This is a genomic window from Cellulomonas sp. URHB0016 (genome assembly GCF_054057935.1).
Window position 1 is genome coordinate 3,097,062 of sequence record NZ_JBSRZU010000001.1, and the last position, 17,610, is coordinate 3,114,671.

The following is a 17,610-nucleotide window of genomic DNA, read 5'->3' on the forward strand; positions in this document are numbered from 1 at the left end:
AGATGACCCCCACGGGGAAGCTGAAGCTGATCGACCGTGTGTCGGCGATCAACTGGAACCGGCTCGAGGACGACAAGGACGCCGACGTCTGGGACCGTCTCGTCGGCAACTTCTGGCTGCCGGAGAAGGTGCCGGTCTCCAACGACATCCAGTCGTGGGCGACCCTCACCGAGCAGGAGAAGACGCTCACCATGCGCGTCTTCACCGGCCTGACGCTGCTCGACACGATCCAGGGCACGGTGGGCGCCGTCAGCCTCATCCCGGACGCGATCACGCCGCACGAGGAGGCCGTCTACACGAACATCGCGTTCATGGAGTCGGTGCACGCCAAGTCGTACAGCTCGATCTTCTCGACGCTGTGCTCCACCAAGGAGATCGACGAGGCGTTCCGCTGGTCGGAGGAGAACCCCAACCTCCAGCGCAAGGCCGAGATCGTCATGGACTACTACAAGGGCGACTCGCCGCTGAAGCGGAAGGTCGCGAGCACGCTGCTCGAGTCGTTCCTCTTCTACTCGGGCTTCTACCTGCCCATGTACTGGTCGAGCCGCGCCAAGCTGACGAACACGGCCGACCTGATCCGCCTGATCATCCGCGACGAGGCCGTGCACGGGTACTACATCGGCTACAAGTACCAGAAGGGCCTCGAGAAGCTCTCGCCCGAGGAGCGCGCCGAGCTCAAGGACTACACGTTCGAGCTGCTCTTCGAGCTGTACGACAACGAGGTGGAGTACACCCAGGACCTCTACGACGGGGTCGGGCTCACCGAGGACGTCAAGAAGTTCCTGCGCTACAACGCCAACAAGGCCCTGATGAACCTCGGCTACGAGGCGCTGTTCCCGCGCGACGAGACGGACGTCAACCCGGCGATCCTGTCCGCCCTGTCGCCCAACGCCGACGAGAACCACGACTTCTTCTCGGGGTCGGGCTCGTCCTACGTCATCGGCAAGGCCGTCAACACCGAGGACGCCGACTGGGACTTCTGACCGGCGCTCGACCACGAGCAGCGAACGGCCGATCCCTGCAGGGGTCGGCCGTTCGGTCGTCCGGTCGTCGCAGGCGGAGCGACGACACCGGCGGCGGGCCGGCCAGCAGATCCGCCGGCGCGGCGGGCTAGCCGTGCAGGAGATCCGCAGATGTGACCCGCGGGTCGGCCGGTGACCTGCGACGACGTCTCGCAGGCGTCGGCGGGGTGGCTGCCAGGTGAGGGTTGCCTCACCTCATGTGCCCTCTGACCTGCGCTTTCACGCGCCGCACGGGTAGGCACGGGCCGTTCGCCGGGTCTACCGTCGGGAGGGAACGTCGCAGCACGTGCCTGTGTGCCCATGCCATCCCGGAGGTCGTCATGACGGAGCTGATGGAGCTGCCCACCGTGTCCGAGTGTTCGGTCGCGGGCTGCTCGTACAACGACCACTCGCACTGCCACGCCGCCGCCGTGACCATCGGAGGGGTGGCAGGTGGCGACGCGCAGTGCGCCACCTTCATCCCGCTCGGCGTGAAGGGCGGCCTCGACAAGGTCATCACGCACGTCGGCGCCTGCCAGCGGCAGGACTGCACGCACAACTCGCACCTGGAGTGCACGGCGGCGTCGGTCCGGGTCGGCGCGGGCCACGACATCGCCGACTGCCTGACGTTCGCGCCCGAGCCGCACTGAGGGCCATGACGCCCAAGACGGCCCGGTCGGGCGCCCCGAAGCAGTCCGAGCTCCCGAGCACCCTGCGCCGGTCGGACGAGAAGGCGCAGGTCACGTTCGCCCACGCCTACGACGCGGCGATGGACCAGTACGGGGACGCGGAGCGGGCCGCCCGTGTCGCGTTCGCCGCGCTCAAGCACACGCACGAGAAGGTCGGCGACAGCTGGCGACCCAAGGCCGAGTACGGGCCGTCCGACGCGCGCGCCGAGGGCGGACTGGGCACGGACGCGCCGACGGCGGGCGGGGTGGACGCGAACGCGAGCAAGGCGCACCTGCTCGACGTCGCCCGCGAGCTCGACGTCCGTGGCCGCAGCCGGATGTCGAAGGACCAGCTCGTCGAGGCCATCCAGAAGGAGAACGACCGCCGCAGCCGGCAGGCGCTCGCGGCCGAGTGAGCGCCGACCGAGCGCCGCAGCCCAGTGTGAGCCGAGTGGGCGCCGCGGCCCAGTGAGCCGAGTGGGCGCCGCGGCCGAGTGAGCCGAGTGGGCGCCGCGGCCCAGTGAGCCGAGTGGGCGCCGCGGCCGAGTGGACGCCGAGCAAGCGCCCGGCGAGCGTCGAACGAGCCGAGGTCAGGCCGGGTGGCGGGCGATCTCGATGAGCTGCCCCACGAGCACGGCGGCGTCGGGCACGAGGTCGCGTTCGCCGGGTACGAGCGAGGGGTCGAGCGCGCGCACGCCGGCGGCGTCGGAGACCGCGCTGGTGGGGTCGACGTCGGTGGCGGCGAGGAAGTCGACGAGCAGCACGCGCGCGGCCTGGGAGTAGATGCCGCCGGCGTCGACCACGACCTCGGCGAGGATCAGCGCGGTGAGCGCGACGTCCAGCTCGGCCGTCCCCGTGCGGGCGTTGGACCAGTCGACGACGGTGGGCCCGCGGGTGTCCGAGAGGATCACGTTCCCGGGGTGCAGGTCCAGGTGGACCACCGTCGGTCCTGCGGGAACCCGGGGCCACGGCACGTGGACGCGCTCGGCCCAGCCCTCCGGGGCGGGGATCGTGTGGAGGTGCCCGTGCAGGTCCGCGAGGATGGCGGCGCCGTCGGCCAGCGACACCTCCTCCGCGGCGAGCGCCTGGAGCAGGGTGGGGCCGTGGAGCCGTTCGAGCAGCAGGTCCGCACCGTCCACGCCGAGCACGGCGGGAGCGGGGAAGCCGTGGGCGACGACGTGCCGGAGGAGCTCGGCCTCCGGGGCGGCGTCACGCCCGGACCGGTAGCGACGAAGCACGGTCGCGTCGTCGAGCGCGAACACGTCGGCTGCGGTGCCGGAGGCGAGCAGGGGACCGGGCTGGTCTGCGGCGACGCCGCCGGTCGGGGTGGTGTGCGGGGCGTGCTCCGTCTGGGTCGGCACGTCGGGAGCATCGGCTCCTGCGGGCGCCGTCCCTCCGGTCGGCGAGGGGTGCCTCGCGGGGTCGCTCGGAGCCAGTTCCGCAGGGGTCATAGAACGACGGTAGACGGTTTGACCCGATGTGTCCCCCGTCCCGTACCGATCGGTCCCTGACCTGGGACAGGGGTGTCCATGAACAGAGACACACGGACGCTTGACCTGATGGGCGGCCGGACGCGCCCGTCAGGACCGCGCGACGCGCGTGAGCGTCTCCACGGCCTGCTCGTGCGTGGACGGCAGCAGCTCCACCCACACACGCACGGGACGTCGGGTGGCGTGCCCGACGTCGAGCGTCGCCACCCTGCGGCCGATCTCCGCGTGGAGGTCGTCCAGGTGGGCGCCGAGGTCGTCCTCGGGGCGCGACAGCACGGCGAACACCCCGCCGCCGAGGGTCGCCATCGGGTGGCCGTGACCGAAGGTGCTGGTCATCGCGGCGCCGACGGCGGCGGACCGGGCGGCCCGCGCGAACGGGTCGACGTACCCGTTCGCGACGTCGACGAGCAGGAGGTGGTGGCCCAGGTGCTCGTCCTGACGGGTCTCGGCGTCGCGGTACACCTCGGCGAGGCGGACGGCCAGGTACTGCCGGGTCGGCAGGCCGGACTCCGGGTCGAGGCTGGTGCCGAACGCGACGGCACCAGCCTGGGCGTCGGCCCAGCCCTCGCAGAGCGCGCGCAGGACTGCGCGCGGCGGCTGGGACCGCCCGGTGGTGCGGTAGAGGCAGGTGAGGTCGTCGATCGTCTCGCCGACGCCCACGCCGTCGTGCCCCCGAGCCCGGCCGAGCTGCTCCGCGGCAGCGGTGGCGTCCTGGTCCGTGAGGAGCGCGAGCGCGAGCGCGTCGACGGCCGGGTGGTACCAGTCCGCGGGGCGCAGCCAGACCGACGCGACGCTCTCGTCGCGCCAGCGGTCGCGGAGTGCCGTTGGCACGGCGGAGTCGAGGCCGATGTTCATCGTCACGCCGGATGAGAGAGCGCAGATGCGCAGGTGTGACGCGGGTCGACGATTTTTCACCCGCGTTCACCCGATCGGTTGCACGGGCAACGGTTTCGTTGCGAAAGTTGTCGGTTAGTGTGCACGGGGCGTTTCATGCTGATTCACCCGAACAGTGACGGATGATTCTGGCCGGGTCGACGGGCCGCTGACAGGAGCGGGTGTGAGTTCCAGCGCAGACCTCGAGAGCGGCGTCGTCGCAGACGCCGAGCTCCTCGCGGCCGTGCGGGCAGGGGACTCCTCGGCGTTCAGCGCCCTGTACGAGCGGCACGCCGGGGCTGCCCTGGTGGTCGCCCGCCAGTACACGGACTCGTCGGCCGACGCCGACGACGTGGTCGCCGACTCGTTCACCGCCGTCCTCAACGCGCTGCAGCGTGGCAACGGGCCCGACGCGGCCTTCCGCGCCTACCTGTTCACCGTCGTCCGCCGCGTCGCCGCGGCACGGCGGACCTCGGCCCGCCGCGTCGAGCCCACCGACGACCTCGCCACGCTCGAGGCCGGCACGGCGCTCGCCGGCACCGCGGAGGACCCCGCCCTCGACGGGTTCGAGCGCGGGGTCGTCGCGCGCGCGTTCCACTCGCTGCCCGAACGCTGGCAGGCGGTGCTGTGGCACACCGAGGTGGAGGGCCTGAGCCCTGCGGAGATCGCCCCGATGCTCGGGCTGACCGCGAACGGCGTCGCGGCGCTCGCGTACCGGGCGCGGGAGGGTCTGCGGCAGGGGTACCTCCAGCAGCATCTGCAGGACCCGATGGACGAGGGCTGCCGCGTGGTCGCGGGCAAGCTGGGCTCCTACGTGCGCGGGGGCCTGGGCACGCGGGAGACCACGCAGGTCGAGAAGCACCTCGAGAGCTGCGGCGAGTGCCGGGCGCTGGTGCTGGAGCTCAGCGACGTCAACCACGGCATGCGTGCCGTGATCGCCCCGCTCGTGCTCGGGCTCGCCGGCGTCGGTGCGCTCGCCACCCTGCTTCCCGTGGGCGGCGGCCTCGCGGCCGGGGCGGCTGCCCTGGGCGCCGGCCACGCGGCGGGCACCTCGGCGGGCACGTCCGCCGGTGCCGCGGGCGGGACGGCGGGTGGTGCCGCGGGTGGTGTCGCGGCGGCGACGGCCGGTGAGGCCGGTGCGGCGGCAGGGGCGGGTGCTGCCGCGACCGGTACGACGGCGGCCGTCGGTGCGGGTGCCGCCGGTGCGGGCGCGGCGGCGGCCGGTGGCGTCGCCGGGTTCCTGGGATCCATCCCGCTCGCGACCGCGGCGATCGCCGCCGGAGCGGTCGCCGTCGCGGTGGCCGCGACGGCCGGCATCCTGGCGCTCACCAGCGGCGACGACCCGGCAGCGAACCCCGGCCCCACGTCCAGCGCGTCCTCGAGCGCGCCGGCGACGCCCACGCCGACGCCGACCCGGAGCTCCGCCACGGCCACCGGCCCGTCACCCACCGACCTCCCGACCCTGCCGTCGGAGGACGACACCGACGGCGTGACGTCGAAGAGCACGAAGGGCAGCCTGTCGGCGACGGCGGACGACGAGGACGACGACGGCGCCGTCGAGCCGCGGACGAGCCCGGAGACGACCCCGCCGGTGGAGCCGACCACCCCGCCGGTGGAGCCGACGACGCCCCCGGTCGAGCCGACGGCCCCCCCGGTCGACCCGGAGCCAGGACCGGCGCAGGTCGCGGTGGACGTCCCCGACGGCGGCCTCGTGCTGGCCGCGGGGGTCACCGGGCAGCAGCTCGCGCTGGCCGTGCGCAACACCGGTGGGACGGCCGTCGCGAACCTCCTCGCCGAGGTGACGCTGCCCCAGGGCGTCACGGTGGACGCGGCCATGCCCGCGGCGATCGAGAACCTCACGACGGGCCGGTTCGCGCCGGTCTCGGCCGTGGGCTGGATCTGCACCGACGGTGCGGACACGGGCCTCGCACGGTGCACCCTGCCGTCGCTCGCTCCCAAGACCGCGACGCAGCTCGTGCTGTCGGTGTCGATCGACGAGTCCTTCGACGCGATCGACGGCCAGATCGGCCTGCACCTCACGGGCGGCGGCATCGACTACGTCGCCCCACCGATCCCGGTCAGGATCAGCCCGTCGGCCGCCCGGCTGACCCTGGCGGCCGCCGCGCCGCAGCTGACCCTCGTGTCGGGCCGGGACCGGGTGCTCACCCTGCCGCTCGCCAACGCGGGCGGCTCGGCGGTCGGTGACACGCCGGCGAGCGCGACCATCCAGGTGCCGTACGGCGTCACGTGGCAGGTCGCCGCGGGGTCGGCGCCCTGGACCTGTGCCGCGGCGGAGCCTGCGCGCGGCCTGCTCCGCGCCGAGCCGACGTCGGTCGCGACCGTGGCCACCACCGTGCGCTGCGAGATGTCGACGCTGGCCGCCCGCGCGCCCGCACCGCTCTCCCTCGCCCTGGGTGCCGCGGCTCCGGAGCAGGTCGTCACCCGTGAGCTCGCGGTCACGCTCGCCCCCAGCGGCACCCGTCCGGTGGAGTCGTTCGTGGTGCCGTTCTCGGTGGTGCGGCCGGCCCGCCTGACCGTGACGGGCGACGCGGGAGCCGCGGTCGCGCTCGGCACGGCGACCACCGTGGCCCTCACCGTCGCGAACGACGGGGACCTGGACGCGACCGGCGTGCACGTCACACTCCTCCGGCCTGACACCGTGACCTGGGAGCCCGGCGACGTGACGGCTGGGTGGACGTGCTCCGGAACCCGGGGCCAGACCTCCGTGGACTGCGCGACCGGCCCGCTCGTTCCCGGAGAGTCCCGTGACCTGACGGTCCCGCTCGGGGCGGTCCCCGGGTCGGTGGACGACCTCGGTGCGCTCTCGGCCGCCGTCGGTGCCGACGACGCCGACGTCGTGGGCCCGCACGCCGTCGTCCTGACGGGGACGCGACCCGTGCTGCACCTCGCCGCCGACGACCCCGAGGTGCACGTCGTGGACGACGCGCCCGGGACCGTGTCGTTCTCGGTGTTCGTCGACGGGGGCGCGGGTGCGGCCGACGCGGCGGACGTCGTCGCGACCGTGACCCTCCCCCCTCAGCTCACCGCCACGCCGCCCGTCGGGGGCCCCGACACGTCCGCGTGCGCGGTGCTCACCGCCCGCACGCTCCGGTGCGACCTCGGTCGTGTCGAGGCGGGCGGCTCCGTCCAGGCGCTCGTCGACGTCCTCGCGGCGGGCAGCGCACGCGGCGCCGTGACCGTGGAGGCACGGGCGGCGGGCAGCGACCCGGTGGCCGCGAGCACCGAGGTCGTCACGTCGTCCGGCGGCCTGAGCCCGCGCGTGCGGTTCGACGGCGGCTGGGCCGTCACCGAGGTCGGCGCGCCGCTGCTCACCTGCAAGGTCACCGACCCGGCGTGCAGGTCGGCGCTGGACAAGGGTGACCGCGACAACAACAACCTCGACATGGTGCCGCTCGACGAGGCCCGCCCGTACGGACTCGTCCCGCCGAACCCGGCCGTCGCCGTGTCGTCGACCACGCAGCTCACCGTCCCGGCCGGCCGCGAGATCGCGTTCGCGGGCCTGTACTGGTCGGCGAACATCGGTCCGTACGACACGTGGAGCAGCGCACGGGAGACGGCCCGGCTCCGTGGCCCGTCGGGCTCCTACGTCGACGTGCAGGGTGCACTCGTCGCGACGCCCAAGGACAACGCCGGGCGGCAGTACTACCAGTCGTTCGCCGACGTCACGGCGCAGGTCGCCGCCGGCGGGTCCGGTGCGTGGTCCGTCGCGGACGTCGCCGTGAGCGCGTCCCGGCGAGATGCGGACCGCACATACTACGCGGGCTGGGCGCTCGTGGTCGTGTACGCCGACCCCGGCTCGGACGCTTCCGTCACGGTGTACGACGGCGGCGCCTGGATCGGCACGTCCGCCGAGCCGCCGGCGTTCCAGTTCGCCGCCGAGGCCGGGACGTCCGCGCGCGTCGGCGTGGTCGGCTGGGAGGGGGACCGGACGAACGTCGGCGACCGCCTGGAGCTCGACGGCACGGCACTCGTGCCGCAGCGATGGGGCGGCACTGGCCCGGCCGGCGGGGGCGTGGCCGAGAACGCGTTCGACTCGACCGCGACGGGGTGGCGGGCCGCGAGCTCGCTCGGCACCGACGCCAAGGGGTTCCTCCCGGCCGTCCTCGGTCAGGACGTGAGCACCCTGCAGGCGCGGACCACGGGGGACCAGTACCTCATCGGCGTGATCACGCTGCGGACCAGCCCGCAGCGCTGACGCGTCGTCCCGACGGGTCGGTCGGCCGGGTCGAGCACCGCCGCGACGGCCTCACGGGTCAGTCGGCCGGCTCGAGCACGGCCGCGACGGCCGCCTCGACCGGCACGACGCCCGACGTCAGCTCGAGGACGAGTCCCGCCGTGTCCGGCTGGTGCAGGACCGTCGCCAGCACCGCCGCCACGTCCCCGCGCGGCACGGCGCCGTGCGGCACCGTCGAGTCCAGGCGGACGGTCCCCGTCGGTTCGTCGTCCGTCAGCCGGCCCGGCCGCACGACCGTCCAGTCCAGGTCACGTGCGCGGACGTCGGCCTCGCTCGCCGCCTTGGCCCGCAGGTACGCGGCGAACACCCCGTCCGTCCCGTCCGGCGGTTCCGCGTCGGCACCCATCGACGAGATCAGCACGTAGCGCCGCACCCCCGCCTGCGCCGCACCGTCCGCGAGCAGTCCCGCCGCTGCGCGGTCCACGGTGTCCTTGCGCTCGGCCCCGCTGCCCGGGCCGGCACCCGCGGCGAACACCACCGCGTCGGCACCGGAGACCGCCTCGGCGACGTCCCGGGCGTTGGCGCGCTCGAGGTCGAGGACCACCGGCTCCGCACCGTCCGCCTCGACGTCCTCGACGTGCTCCAGCCGGCGCACGAGTGCCACCGGCACGTCTCCCCGGTCGCTCAGGGCGCGCGACAGGAGTCGGGCCACCTTGCCGTGCCCGCCCGCGATCGCGATCCGCATGTCGTCCACGGTAGGCAGGACGCTCCCGCGCGGCGACCCGGGGCGGGTCAGTCGCAGGACGGATCAGTCGCAGGACGAGTCAGTCGCGCGACGGGTCAGTCGCAGGGCGGGTCGAGGAGGCGCAGGTGGGTCAGGCGCTCGCCCACGCGTCGGACGTCGCCCGAGCCGCCGGGCACGAACGACAGCGCCGTCGACGTCTGCGCGCCCGGGAGCAGGTCCTCCGCGATCTCGCGGAGCAGGTCCGCGACCTCGGCGAGCTGGGCGCTCGACGGGTGCGGACCGCCCTCGGGGGGCAGGCTCACGTGCAGGACCAGGCCGGCGCGGGCGGCGGGTTCGTGGTTCGGTGCGGTCAGCTCGGCAGGAACGGTCATGGTGGTCTCCGGGGAAGGCGCTGCGGACGGCGGTGGTGCCGTGGGGGTGGAATCGGTCCGGGTGCGGTCAGGACCGATGACACGCATAGCGCGCGCATACGGCGACGAGCAGCCATCGGGCGCTCGTCGTGCATGCGGGGGGAGTCACGCGGGCATCGTGGCACGCACGCGACGGGTCGCCAAGGAGATTCGTGAAGGTCTCACGGCGTGGACCGGATCCGGAGGCGTGCGCCCTCGGCCGTCCTTCGGGTGCTGTGGTCCGTCAGGCAGTGCGGCCCGTCAGGCAGTGTGGCCGTCAGACGATGCCGTACAGGCGGTCGCCCGCGTCTCCCAGGCCCGGGACGATGTACGCCTTGTCGTTGAGGCGCTCGTCGACCGCGGCGACGACGACGGAGACGTCCGCACGGTCGCCCACGAACTCCTCGACCACCTTCAGCCCCTCCGGAGCGGCCAGGAGGCACACCGCGGTGACGTCGCGGGCCCCCCGCACCAGCAGGTAGTCGATGGCGGCGACCAATGTCCCGCCGGTGGCGAGCATCGGGTCGAGGAGGAAGCACTGCCGGCCGGACAGGTCCTCGGGGAGCCGGTTGGCGTAGGTGATGGCTTCCAGCGTCGTCTCGTCGCGCTGCATGCCGAGGAAGCCGACCTCGGCCGTGGGCAGCAGCCGCGTCATGCCGTCCAGCATCCCGAGGCCCGCGCGCAGGATGGGCACGACGATGGGGCGGGGGTACGCCAGCTTGACGCCCTGCGCGGCGGTCACGGGCGTCTCGATGTCGACCGTGCGGGTGTGCACCTCCCGCGTCGCCTCGTACGCGAGAAGCGTCACGAGCTCGTCGACGAGGAGCCGGAACGTGGGGGACGGGGTGTTCTTGTCCCGCAGGACCGTGAGCTTGTGGGCGACCAGCGGGTGGTCCGCGACATGCAGGCGCATGGCCACAACCTATCGGTGCTCGGCTCGCCGCCCCCCTTCCCATCTGGAGTGCGTGGGGGATCATGGCGCGCATGACGGACGGCGAGCCACGACGGGTCGTGCTGGAGCAGGACGGGTGGGCGATGGGGCTCGCGCTCGACGAGGCGCGGAAGGCGTCGCTCGCCGGAGACGTGCCGGTCGGCGCGGTCGTGCTCGGGTCGGACGGGACGGTCGTCGGGCGCGGGCACAACGTCCGGGAGGCCGCTGCGGACCCCACCGGGCACGCGGAGATCGTCGCGCTGCGGACCGCAGCGGACCGGCTCGGCCGGTGGCGGCTCGACGACTGCACGCTCGTCGTGACGCTCGAGCCGTGCCTCATGTGCGCCGGGGCGACCGTCCTTGCGCGCGTCCCTCGGCTCGTGCTCGGCGCGTGGGACCCGAAGGCAGGGGCGTGCGGGTCGCAGTTCGACGTGGTCCGCGACCGGCGGCTCAACCACCAGGTGGAGGTGGTGGGCGGCGTGCGGGCCGACGAGGCGGGATGGCTGCTGCGGGCGTTCTTCGACGCGCAGCGGGACGGGACGTTCTGAGTCCTGGTAACCGGGTGTACGCGTCCGGCCCGCGGGGTGAGGACTGCGGGTCCGGCGTCCCTGTCCGCCGACGGCGCGGGACCTACGGGGTGGGCCTGCGGGGCGGGGCCTACGGAGCGAGGCCTACGGAGCGGGTCTACGGGTCGGGCCTGCGGAGCGGGGTCTAGGGGGTGGGGCCTGCGGAGCGGGGTCTAGGGGGTGGGGCCTGCGGAGCGGGGTCTACGGGGTGGGGCCTGCGGAGCGGGGTCTACGGGGTGGGGCCTGCGGAGCGGGGTCTACGGGGTGGGGCCTGCGGAGCGGGGCCGCGGCGTGGGCAAGGACTCGGACAGCTCGGTGAGCGTCTCGGACGTGCCCGCGTCGAGGGTGACCGTCGCGTACTTGTCCCCACGCGTCGCCCCCCGGTTCACGACGACCACCGGCTTGCCCGTCTGTGCCGCGTGCCGGACGAACCGCAGCCCCGACTGCACGGTGAGCGACGACCCGGCGACGAGCAGCGCGTCGCCCTCGTCGACCAGCGCGTACGCCCGCTCCACCCGCTCCTTGGGCACGTTCTCGCCGAAGTAGACGATGTCCGGCTTGAGCATGCCCCCGCACACGGCGCAGTCCGCTATGACGAAGTGGCTGGTCCGCTCGATCACGGCGTCCGCGTCCGGGGCGATCTCGACGTCGGCGACCACGTCGTCGACGAAGTGCGGGTTGAGCTGGTCCAGCCGTGCCGCGAGCTCGCCGCGGGAGATGACCGCCTTGCAGCTCAGGCAGACCACGCGGTCGTACCGTCCGTGCAGGTCGATGACGTGCTTCGAGCCGGCCGCCTCGTGCAGGAGGTCCACGTTCTGCGTGATCACGCCGTGCACCACGCCGCGGTGCTCCATGTCGGCGAGCGCCCGGTGGCCCGCGTTCGGCAGGGTGCGGTGCACGTGCCGCCAACCGACGTGGTTGCGGGCCCAGTAGTGCCGGCGGAAGCCCTGGTCGCCCGTGAACTGCTGGAACGTCATCGGGGTGCGCGGCGGGGAGTCCGGGCCGCGGTAGTCGGGGATGCCCGAGTCCGTCGAGACGCCCGCGCCCGTGAGGACCGCAAGGCGGTGGCCGTGGAGGACGTCGAGCACGTCTCCCAGGGAGCCTGCGGTCAGGGGGCGGGCGTCGGCGGTGCTCATCTCCTCACGGTAGTTGCGGTGCGGCGGGTCGGGCCGTCGGAACTCGGTGCCGCGGCCCTGTGGAAACGCCAGCACGTGCGCCGTGCGCGCCGATAGGGTCCTCTGACCTGCGAACATCGGGAGGATCGTTGCCGGCCGGCGCCGACTTCGGTCTCCCCGCGAGCGCGCGGAGGCGGCGCGGACCGTCCCCCGGATCGGGCTCGACCGGGCCCGAGGCCTTGCCTATCTCTGCGGGGTGATGGCTGCCATGGCGGTGCTCGCCGGATGCTCCGGTGACTCGGACGCCTGGCCTCAGGGCTGCTTCGACGGTGACCTGACCGGAGCCGCGAACGGTTGACCATCTTGTCCGGTACAGCGGCGGAGCCGCCCTCGTATCAGCTGACCGAGGACGGCGTGGCGCGCCTGGCGCGCCACGCCGTGGGGTTGTGATGAGGACAGGAGGACCCATGAGACCGACGACCAGGCTCACGCTGGCGCTCGTGATAGGCGTGGTCGGCGCCGTCGCGATGTCAGGATGCAGTGCGACCGCGCCATCGGCTGCGTCCGCCACGCAGGACTCGCGGGAGGCCCGGGCCGGTGCGCTGAGCGACGACGCGCAGGACACCGGGAAGTACGACGCGAGCCAGCAGCAGGCCCTCGCGGACGGGGCTGTCGACTACGAGGAGTACGAGGGCGCCATCAACCGGGCACTGGACTGCATGCGTGACGCCGGCATCGACGTGAACGTCGAGGGGACGTCGGTCGTCAACGGCACGACACGCCTGATGTACACCTACGAGCTCGACAGCAACGGAGCGGCCGACGGGTGCTATCAGAAGTACGCCGTCCTCGTGGACCAGGCGTGGCAGACCTTGCAGCCGGGCCAGGCGGACTGGGACGAGCGCCGTGACGCCGCCACGCGCCCCGCGCTGGAGGAGTGCCTGCGACGCAACGGCGTGGACTTCACCGCAGACGCGTCGATGGACGACCTGCTGGTTACCGCAAGCACGTACTCCGTGGGCCATCCCGCGATCGACTGCGTGACGGAGTCGGGGTACATGACGTGGAACGGTTGAGCCCAGGGGTGCGTGACGGTTCCGACAGCGGGTCGACCGCCCCGTGGCTGGTACTCGGAGTGCTCTTCGTCGTACCGGTGCTGGTGCTCGGCGCGTGGTGGGTCGTCGCGGATGCGGACAACCCGACCCGCGCAGCGGCACCGGTCGACGCGGTCGTGGCGCCGGTGACGCGTCAGGACGTACGCGCGGAGACGAGCGTCGCCGTGAAGGTGGGGGACGCGCCCGGGCGAGACGTCGGGGTCGGGGCGAGCGGTACCGTGACCGTCGCGGCTGTCCCCAGGACCGTGCTCGACAACGGGGTCGAGGTGCTACGCGTGGACGACCGGCCGCTGCGCGCCATGGTGGCGACGGCACCCCCGTGGCGGTCTCTGGCCGCCGGTGACAAGGGCCCCGACGTCGTCCGGCTGCAGGAGTTCCTCACGACGACCGGCTACTACCGCGGGAAGCTCGACGGGGTGTTCTCGACGGCGGTGCGGGTGGCGGTCGAGAAGTTCAACGTGGCCGCCGGTCTGGGCAAGGGCGTCGGGTCGTTCGATCCCGCGACCGTCGTCTGGGTCGGTCCTCAGGCGCTCACCGTCGCGGAAGTGCTCGCGCCGGAGGGGGCGGCGGTCTCGCCCGGCTCCCCTGTGCTGCGCGGCCCCGCGCGGCACGACGTGATCGCAGTGACCGAGCCGCAGGGAGGCATCCGGACGGTCGGGGAGTTCGGGGAGCAGGCCAAGCTCGTCGTCGGGTCCGCCGCGGTGGCGTACGCGCCAGGATCGGGTGCGGTGTCGGACCCGGCTGCGGTCGAGGCGGTGAGGGCTGCGCTCGCCCCGGCCATGGACGGGACGGCTCAGGTGCGGGCCGCTGCAGCGCTGCCCGTGGCTGTGGTCCCCGCGTCGGCACTGGTGCAGGGCCCGGACGGCACTTTGTGCCTCTACGCGTCACCGGACGCCTCCCCGGTCGTCGTGGCGCCCGTCGGAGGCGGAGTCGGCAGTGTGCAGCTGCCCGCCGACCTCGCGCTCGACCATGTGCTGGCCAACCCGGGCCGTGTCGCGCTGGGAACACCGTGCGGCTCGTAGCTGACGACGTCGTGGTTCGCTACCCGCACACAACCCGGTGTGTGCTCGACGGCGCGCGGCTGACCGTCGAGCAGAGCGAGACCATCGCGATCCTCGGGCCATCCGGGTCGGGCAAGTCCACGTTGCTCTCCGTGCTCGGTGGCCTCGTGTCCCCAACTGGTGGGTCCGCACGCGTGGACGGCGCCGACGCATCGCTGCGTGACGTCTCGGCGTGGGTGCTGCAGACCGTCAACGTGCTCCCCGAGCGCACTGCGCTCGACAACGTCGCGATCGGGGCGCTCGTCCGCGGCGTGACACGGCGGCAGGCCGAGGCTGAGGCCGCCGAACGCCTGGCCCTCGTCGGTCTCGGCGATCGGCTGGCCGACCCCGTCCGGCTGCTCTCCGGCGGTGAGGTCCAGCGCGTCGTCATCGCCCGTGCCCTCGCGACGCGAAGGCCGTTCGTCCTCGCCGACGAGCCCACGGGCCAGCTCGACCACTCGACGTCGGACGTCGTCCTCGACGCGCTGTTCACCTCCGCCGGCGGAGCCGCGGTCGTCATCGTCACGCACGACCCCGCGGTGGCCGCCCGCTGCACACGGACCGTGCAGATCCAGGACGGCGTCGTGGTCGCCGCATGACCGCCACCGTGACCCGTGCTGCCACGACGACGTCCGTCGGCAGCCGGTGGCGGGCACGTGCATCCCTCGGCGAGGGCTTCGCGAACCTCCGCGACGGCGCCTGGTCAAGCGCGGCACTCGTGGCGATCGCCACGCTCGTCGTCGGCGGGGCGCTGCTCGCCGACGTCACGGCCGCCGGTCACGTCCTGGCCGCCGAGCGCGCCTATCTCCACGCGGGCGGCGATCTGCTCGTCGCCCAGCCCACGACCGACCGGCCGTTGGACGCAGCCCGGTGCGACATGCTGTCAGGTGTGCAGGGGGTTGTCGCCGCAGCGGGCGTCAGCATCACGCCGGCCGCCGGTGCGCTGACCGGCCGGCCCGACAGCGCGCAGACCGTCGTCCAGGCCACCGCGGGGATCGTCGACCTGCTCGGCCTCCCCGACCTCGGCACGGACGAGGTCGTCGTGTCCACCGTCATCGCCGATCGATGGCAGTGGGCGCCCGGGTCCCATCTCCAGCTCGCGGACGCCCCCGGGGTGCCGCACGGCGTCCTCACCGTCGCCGCCGTCCGCGACCTCGGGCTCCTCTCCGAAGGCGCGTCGACCGGTGTCCTGCTCGTGCGACAGCCGGCGGGTGACATCGACCAGTGTTTCGTGCGGATCGAGCCGCAGTACGGCAAGGTGCTGCGGGACACCCTCCCGGCCGTCCTCGGCGAGACCGGCAACGCCGCGGTCAACGTGTCCGACCGACTTCCGGCGGGCGCGTTCGCGCAGGACCCGCGCGCCGCCTGGGACGGCCGCGCGACGCGCTGGGCGTCCGCGGCGGCAGGGCTCGTCGTCGGGCTGCTCTGGGCGGTCGTGGCCTGGACACGTCGGGGGCGCTCCGCCCTGTACGCGTCCGTCGGAGTGCCGTACAGCGCTGGGGTGCTGATCCGGTGGACCGAGGGCGCCGGCGTCGTCACGCTCGGCACACTCTGGGGAGCTGCCCTGGCCCTCAGCGTGGCCGCATCGTTCGTCGACCTGCCGTTGGGCGTCGGCGTGGACATCGTGCTGCGTGGAGGGTTGCTTGCCCTGACCGTGGCGCTCTTCGCCGTCGTGCTGGTAGGGCTCTGGCGTCCGCCCACTCTGGCGGCGCTCAAGGACCGTTGACTGCGGCCACACCGCAGGCCCGAGTGGCGGAGCACCCCCTCCGACCGGGTACTCTTCTCCGCGAGGTAGCGTGTCCGAGCGGCCTAAGGAGCACGCCTCGAAAGCGTGTGTGGGTGAAAGTCCACCGTGGGTTCAAATCCCACCGCTACCGCCATGTGATGTTGCAAGACATCAGCAAGACCCCGAACCCTCAGGGTTCGGGGTCTTGTTGTTTCTGGGGCTGGTAGTCGCGGGTGGGGTCGATGGTGAGCTCGCGCAGGAGCTCGCCGGTGATGGCGTGCACGATGCGGACCTGGAGGTCGGCGATGAGCATGATCACGGGGGTTCGGGCGTGGGTTCGTCCGATGCCGATGTGGTGCAGCCGGCCGGCGATCCGCAAGGTGAGCTTGCCGTTGTCGTCGATGCGGTCGTGGCGGACGCGCTGGTGGGTCCCGGCGCCGCCGACGGGGTGCGCCTTGGCTTTGGCGGTGTAGGCGGCGGTGGGTGTGCGTCCGTGCAGAGAGCTGTGTGGACGGGCGTTGTTGTAGTGCTCGCGCCAGGTGTCGAGCAGGGTCTGCAGCTGGTTCAGGTCGGCGGCTCGGGGTCGTCCGGTGAGCCACTTCTTGAGGGTCTGCTGGACGCGTTCGACCTTGCCGCAGGTGGTGGGGTGGTTGGGTCGGGAGTTGCGTTGCTCGATGCCGAGGCGGGCCAGCTCTGACTCGAAGGCGTTGCGTCCGCCGCGGCCGCCGGCCAGGCGGGTGGTGAAGACCATCCCGTTGTCGGACAGCACGGCGGCCGGGACGCCGTGCTCGCTGATCGCGGCGCGGAACGTGGTCACGACGTCGTGGCCGCCGACCCGGTGGTGAGCGGTGCAGGCCAGCACGAGCCGGGAGTGGTCGTCGAGGAAGGTCAGGACCTCGGTGTCGGTGCCGTCGGCGAGGCGCACGTGGGTGAAGTCGCTCTGCCAGAGCTGGTTGGGCAGGTCGGCCTCGAAGCGGACGTAGGACGAGCGGGGGCGTTTGGACGGGGTCGGTTCGACCAGGCCGGCGGCCTTGAGGTGCCGCCAGATCGTGGCGGGGGCCACGGTCAGGTCGTGCTGGTGGGTCAGGTGCCAGGCGATGGTGTGCGGGCCGGCGTCCAGGCCGTCGGCGGTCAGCTTGGCGCGCAGGTGGACGATCAGCGCGAGGGTCGCGTCCGGGGTGCGGGTCGGGCTGGTCCGCGGGCGCCGGGAGCGGGCTTCGAACGCGGCTTCCCCGTCCTGGCGGTAGCGGGCCACGAGGCGCGAGACCCAGCTCGGTGAGACCCCGTAGGCCCGGGCGACCTCGGCCTGCGGACGGCCCTCGAGCACGACAGCGGTGATGACCAACTGGGCACGCGACATGCCCGAGCATCCCGGTCGACGTTTCCTATGTCCTGAGACATCCGTTGCCTATGTCCTGAAACAGCACACCACCGCTACCGCCAGTCGAAGGGCCCCACCCGCACGATCATGCGGAAGTGGGGTCCTTCGTCGTTGGGGCCACTCCCTCTTCACCCCCGATGTGCTCTGGGACGCCTGCGACACCAGCTGGTCGATGACGACGCGTAGGTTCGGAGCGACGCTGATTCGCTGCACGTAGTGCCGTGCCGTCGTCGTCTCGTCGGCGTGCCCGAGGAGGGTCGTCGCGTTCGCGAGGGTGGTGGCACGCGCTACCTGGGTCGCTACGGTGCGGCGGAAGTCGTGGGGTGTGACATCGAGGTCGACGTCCTCAAGCGCCTGCTTGAGGTGGTCGCGGAC

The 17,610-nt window shown here is 73.1% G+C and carries 16 protein-coding genes, 1 tRNA gene and 1 pseudogene; 10 read left to right on the top strand and 8 right to left on the bottom strand.

Translation table 11 applies throughout. The features are described from left to right. The first annotated feature begins 2 nt into the window (after positions 1 to 2). The 3 genes from nrdF to ACVW07_RS14265 all read left to right on the top strand — a co-directional run bounded on the left by nrdF (position 3) and on the right by ACVW07_RS14265 (position 2,085). Complete coding sequence (gene nrdF / locus ACVW07_RS14255) at positions 3 to 983, top strand: class 1b ribonucleoside-diphosphate reductase subunit beta (protein WP_456819895.1); 981 nt, start codon at positions 3 to 5, stop codon at positions 981 to 983. A gap of 359 nt (positions 984 to 1,342) precedes the next feature. Further along, positions 1,343 to 1,651 carry a DUF1540 domain-containing protein gene (locus ACVW07_RS14260; RefSeq protein WP_456819896.1) on the top strand — a complete coding sequence of 103 codons (309 nt, stop codon included), beginning with the start codon at positions 1,343 to 1,345 and terminating at the stop codon, positions 1,649 to 1,651. 5 nt (positions 1,652 to 1,656) lie between these two features. Then, complete coding sequence (locus ACVW07_RS14265; RefSeq protein ID WP_456819897.1) at positions 1,657 to 2,085, top strand: ChaB family protein; 429 nt, start codon at positions 1,657 to 1,659, stop codon at positions 2,083 to 2,085. Positions 2,086 to 2,259: 174 nt separating this feature from the next. Here the strand turns inward: ACVW07_RS14265 and ACVW07_RS14270 are convergent, their stop codons facing one another. Next, positions 2,260 to 3,030: a phosphotransferase gene (locus ACVW07_RS14270; RefSeq protein WP_456819898.1), complete on the bottom strand. Its 771-nt coding sequence runs from the start codon at positions 3,028 to 3,030 to the stop codon at positions 2,260 to 2,262. A 219-nt stretch (positions 3,031 to 3,249) separates the two neighbouring features. Beyond that, positions 3,250 to 4,014 (bottom strand): hypothetical protein, encoded by a 765-nt coding sequence (locus ACVW07_RS14275; RefSeq protein ID WP_456821087.1) that lies wholly within the window; start codon positions 4,012 to 4,014, stop codon positions 3,250 to 3,252. Positions 4,015 to 4,216: 202 nt separating this feature from the next. Between ACVW07_RS14275 and ACVW07_RS14280 the strand changes: the two genes are divergently transcribed. Continuing rightward, complete coding sequence (locus ACVW07_RS14280; protein WP_456819899.1) at positions 4,217 to 8,248, top strand: sigma-70 family RNA polymerase sigma factor; 4,032 nt, start codon at positions 4,217 to 4,219, stop codon at positions 8,246 to 8,248. A gap of 58 nt (positions 8,249 to 8,306) precedes the next feature. On the opposite strand, the gene ACVW07_RS14285 is transcribed toward ACVW07_RS14280, so the two are convergent. The 3 genes from ACVW07_RS14285 to upp all read right to left on the bottom strand — a co-directional run bounded on the left by ACVW07_RS14285 (position 8,307) and on the right by upp (position 10,274). Further along, the gene (locus ACVW07_RS14285) at positions 8,307 to 8,972 is read right to left on the bottom strand and encodes an NAD(P)H-binding protein (RefSeq protein ID WP_456819900.1); all 666 of its coding nucleotides are present in this window, start codon (positions 8,970 to 8,972) and stop codon (positions 8,307 to 8,309) included. Positions 8,973 to 9,067: 95 nt separating this feature from the next. Next, a complete protein-coding gene (locus tag ACVW07_RS14290) occupies positions 9,068 to 9,343 on the bottom strand; it encodes a hypothetical protein (protein ID WP_456819901.1) in 276 nt (91 codons plus the stop codon). 295 nt (positions 9,344 to 9,638) lie between these two features. Then, on the bottom strand, positions 9,639 to 10,274 hold the full coding sequence (upp, locus tag ACVW07_RS14295) for a uracil phosphoribosyltransferase (RefSeq protein WP_456819902.1): 636 nt from the start codon (positions 10,272 to 10,274) through the stop codon (positions 9,639 to 9,641). A gap of 62 nt (positions 10,275 to 10,336) precedes the next feature. On the opposite strand from upp, the gene ACVW07_RS14300 reads away from it, so the two are divergent. After that, entirely contained in the window at positions 10,337 to 10,840 is a 504-nt protein-coding gene (locus ACVW07_RS14300) for a nucleoside deaminase (RefSeq protein ID WP_456819903.1), read from the top strand. A 275-nt stretch (positions 10,841 to 11,115) separates the two neighbouring features. Here ACVW07_RS14300 and ACVW07_RS14305 read toward each other — a convergent pair whose 3' ends face one another. Then, positions 11,116 to 11,994 carry an NAD-dependent protein deacetylase gene (locus ACVW07_RS14305; RefSeq protein WP_456819904.1) on the bottom strand — a complete coding sequence of 293 codons (879 nt, stop codon included), beginning with the start codon at positions 11,992 to 11,994 and terminating at the stop codon, positions 11,116 to 11,118. Positions 11,995 to 12,440: 446 nt separating this feature from the next. Here ACVW07_RS14305 and ACVW07_RS14310 point away from each other — a divergent pair, with 446 nt between their 5' ends. The 5 genes from ACVW07_RS14310 (at position 12,441) to ACVW07_RS14330 (ending at position 16,008) form a co-directional block, all read left to right on the top strand. Then, complete coding sequence (locus ACVW07_RS14310; RefSeq protein WP_456819905.1) at positions 12,441 to 13,049, top strand: hypothetical protein; 609 nt, start codon at positions 12,441 to 12,443, stop codon at positions 13,047 to 13,049. After that, positions 13,037 to 14,110: a peptidoglycan-binding domain-containing protein gene (locus ACVW07_RS14315; RefSeq protein WP_456819906.1), complete on the top strand. Its 1,074-nt coding sequence runs from the start codon at positions 13,037 to 13,039 to the stop codon at positions 14,108 to 14,110. The genes ACVW07_RS14310 and ACVW07_RS14315 overlap by 13 nt, the downstream gene beginning before the upstream one ends. A 41-nt stretch (positions 14,111 to 14,151) precedes the next feature. Beyond that, the gene (locus ACVW07_RS14320; RefSeq protein WP_456819907.1) at positions 14,152 to 14,727 is read left to right on the top strand and encodes an ABC transporter ATP-binding protein; all 576 of its coding nucleotides are present in this window, start codon (positions 14,152 to 14,154) and stop codon (positions 14,725 to 14,727) included. After that, entirely contained in the window at positions 14,724 to 15,854 is a 1,131-nt protein-coding gene (locus ACVW07_RS14325; protein WP_456819908.1) for a hypothetical protein, read from the top strand. Before ACVW07_RS14320 ends, ACVW07_RS14325 begins: the two co-directional genes overlap by 4 nt. Positions 15,855 to 15,918: 64 nt before the next feature. Beyond that, positions 15,919 to 16,008, top strand: a tRNA-Ser gene (locus ACVW07_RS14330). A gap of 36 nt (positions 16,009 to 16,044) precedes the next feature. Here ACVW07_RS14330 and ACVW07_RS14335 read toward each other — a convergent pair. Both ACVW07_RS14335 and ACVW07_RS14340 read right to left on the bottom strand, forming a co-directional pair. Further along, positions 16,045 to 17,214 (bottom strand): IS481 family transposase, encoded by a 1,170-nt coding sequence (locus ACVW07_RS14335; protein ID WP_456818611.1) that lies wholly within the window; start codon positions 17,212 to 17,214, stop codon positions 16,045 to 16,047. 48 nt (positions 17,215 to 17,262) lie between these two features. Beyond that, positions 17,263 to 17,607, bottom strand: a pseudogene (locus ACVW07_RS14340) (tyrosine-type recombinase/integrase); the annotation flags it as partial. Positions 17,608 to 17,610 lie beyond the last annotated feature (3 nt).